A 2621-nucleotide genomic window follows, 5' to 3' on the forward strand; every position below is an offset into this window, starting at 1 on the left:
AGCTCAACCTGGGCGGATTACTGCCCAAGCGCGCCGGGATCATGGCGACGAACCTCCGGGCCCGCCCGGTGGACGGGCCCGGAGGGAAGACCGGCATCTGCATGGAGGTCGTGGAACACGTCTGGCCGCTGGTGACCGCCGGCGATGTGACCACCCGCGTCTCACGCGAGATCCCGCTGGAGCGAGCCGCCGAGGCGCTCACCCTTCTGGAGTCCGGCGAGTCACACGGCAAGATACTGCTGACCGTGGCCTCCGCCGGCCTGCTGCGGTTATCTCGGACCTGATCGACTCCCCGACCCCCGCTACGCGATCTGGACTCGCCCGGAACCCCGGGGACGTAGCGTGACCGCATGACAGCCGAGTTCGATCCCCGGCCGGCCTCCTGCCGGAACCGGCCGGGAGCCAGAGACTGGGACATGATCCGCGCCTGGACCGACGACAAGTACATGAGCTTCGATGTCCGTCCGCACGGGAGGCGGATCACCCCGTCGTCGTCAATGTACTCGGTTGCCATCGGCGATGTGACCATGACGCACTTCACCTACGGTATCCACGTCGACCTGGACGGCTTCGCAGTGGACTCGGGCAACATTCTCGTACTCACCACCGTCGACGGGAACACCCGACACGCGGGCCTGCGTGACAGCACGGAACTGGCAGGCGGCCAGACCTATGTCGTGGATTGTGCGCACTCGCCCTACCGACTGGAGGCGGACACCGAACACCTACAGCTCAACCTGACCATCCCCCAGCGTCTCCTCACCGACCTGTCTCTCCGGTGGTACGGCACAGCTCCCGACAGTCGGCTGTGGTCCCGGCCGGCCGTCGTGGGCGGCCCCGGCAGTCCGTGGCTGAGCCTTCTCGACTACACGTCCCGGACCGCCGCGGTGGATCCCGCGGTGGTCGCGTCAGGGCCGGCAGGTCGCCACCTCGAGGAGATGCTGGTCGCCCAACTGCTGGGCGACTGGTCACGCGGGGTCGGCCTCGACCTGTCGTCGCCGCGTTCCGTTCCGGCCCCCGGATACATCCGGACAGCCGTGCACTACATCGATGCCCACGCCCATGACCTGCCCACCGTTTCCGAGATCGCTGCGGCGGCCGGGGTCAGCGCCCGCGCCCTGAGCGGCGGTTTCGCCAAGTACGTGGGAATCTCCCCGCGGGCCTATCTCAACGAACGCCGGCTCCACGGAGTGCGCCGCGAACTGGCCGGCGGAGCCGCTTCGGTCGCCTCTGCCGCACACGCCTGGGGCTACGTCAACCTCGGTTCCTTCGCCGCCTCCTACCGCCGCCGATTCGGCGAGAACCCGTCACAGACCCTGAGAAGCTCCTCGCACATCTGAGTGCCGACTCCGGACATCCGGTTCCGATCCGCGACGTCAGCTGTCGAGCCGACGGGTGACGATCCTCCCGACCCGCTCCCCGCGGGCCCCCGGCCGCACCGCGGCCCCGAACCCGGAGGTTGTCCGATGACCGCCCTGAACACCCGACTCGATGGCATTCTGAACCGCACCACGACCGCCGCGGTCCCGGAGGCGCGTATCCCCGGAGTCGTCGCCAGCGTCACGCGGGCCGACGGCACCATCTACGAAGGCGCGTCGGGGTTGCGCTCGACCGCAGACGAGGCACCGATGTCGACAGACACGGTCTTCTGCATGTTCTCCACCACTAAAGCCGTCACTTCGACCGCGGTCCTGCAGTGCGTCGAGGAGGGTCTGGTCGATCTGGACACGCCGGCCTCCGAGTACGTACCGGAGATCGCGGATTTACAGGTCGCCGAGGGAGTCGATTCGAACGGCGCGCCCGTCCTGCGCGCTCCGTTCACGCCCGTCACCACCCGGATGCTGCTCCTGCACACAGCCGGCCTCGGCTACTCGTTCTTCTCCGACCTCTACGCCGGATTGCTCGCCGAGACCGGCCAGCCCGACATCATCGGCGCCACCAAGGACTCGCTGATGTCGCCGTTGCTGTTCGAGCCCGGCACACGATTCAACTACGGCACCAACATCGACTGGGCGGGCCTGGTGGTGGAGGCCGTGCGGGGCAAGCGATTGGGCGAGGTCATGGCCGAGAGAATCTTCACCCCGCTGGGGATGAACGACACCGCCTTCACCATGACGCCGTCGATGGCAGGACGACTAGCCGCCGTCCACCAGCGTACCGAGGGCGCCCTGGCCCCGAACGGACTGGTGCTCCCCCAGGACCCAGAACTCCACATGGGTGGGCACGGCCTGTACTCGACAATGCCGGACTACACCCGGTTCCTCCGGATGTGGCTCCGCGACGGCGACGGAGAGCACGGCAGGGTTCTGCAGCCAGCCACGGTGGCTGCCGCGGCGGTGAACGGACTTGGCGACCTGAAGGTCTCCGCAATAAAGACCTCGATACCCGCGCTTTCGCACGACGCGGAGTTCTTCCCGGGGCAGAGCAAGTCGTGGGCGTACTCGTTCATGGTCAACGACGAGGAAGCACCCACCGGCCGCAGCGCGGGGTCCCTGTCCTGGGCCGGGCTGGCGAACCTCTACTACTGGATCGACCGCGAGGCCGGCGTCGCCGGAATCTGGGGCAGCCAGGTCCTGCCGTTCATGGACCCGGCCGCCGTCGACAACTTCCTCGAGTTCGAG

At 67.9% G+C, this 2621-nt stretch carries 3 protein-coding genes; all 3 read left to right on the forward strand.

Annotated elements, in window-relative coordinates:
• Positions 1-284: zinc-binding dehydrogenase (locus ACWIE7_RS18720; protein ID WP_454070265.1), on the forward strand; the 284-nt coding region annotated here is incomplete at its 5' end.
• A 66-nt stretch (positions 285-350) separates the two neighbouring features.
• The gene (locus ACWIE7_RS18725; RefSeq protein ID WP_454070266.1) at positions 351-1340 is read left to right on the forward strand and encodes a helix-turn-helix domain-containing protein; all 990 of its coding nucleotides are present in this window, start codon (positions 351-353) and stop codon (positions 1338-1340) included.
• Positions 1341-1466: 126 nt separating this feature from the next.
• On the forward strand, positions 1467-2621 hold a 1155-nt coding region (locus tag ACWIE7_RS18730), incomplete at its 3' end, for a serine hydrolase domain-containing protein (RefSeq protein WP_454070267.1).

It is taken from the genome of Dietzia sp. NPDC055343 (assembly GCF_053645265.1).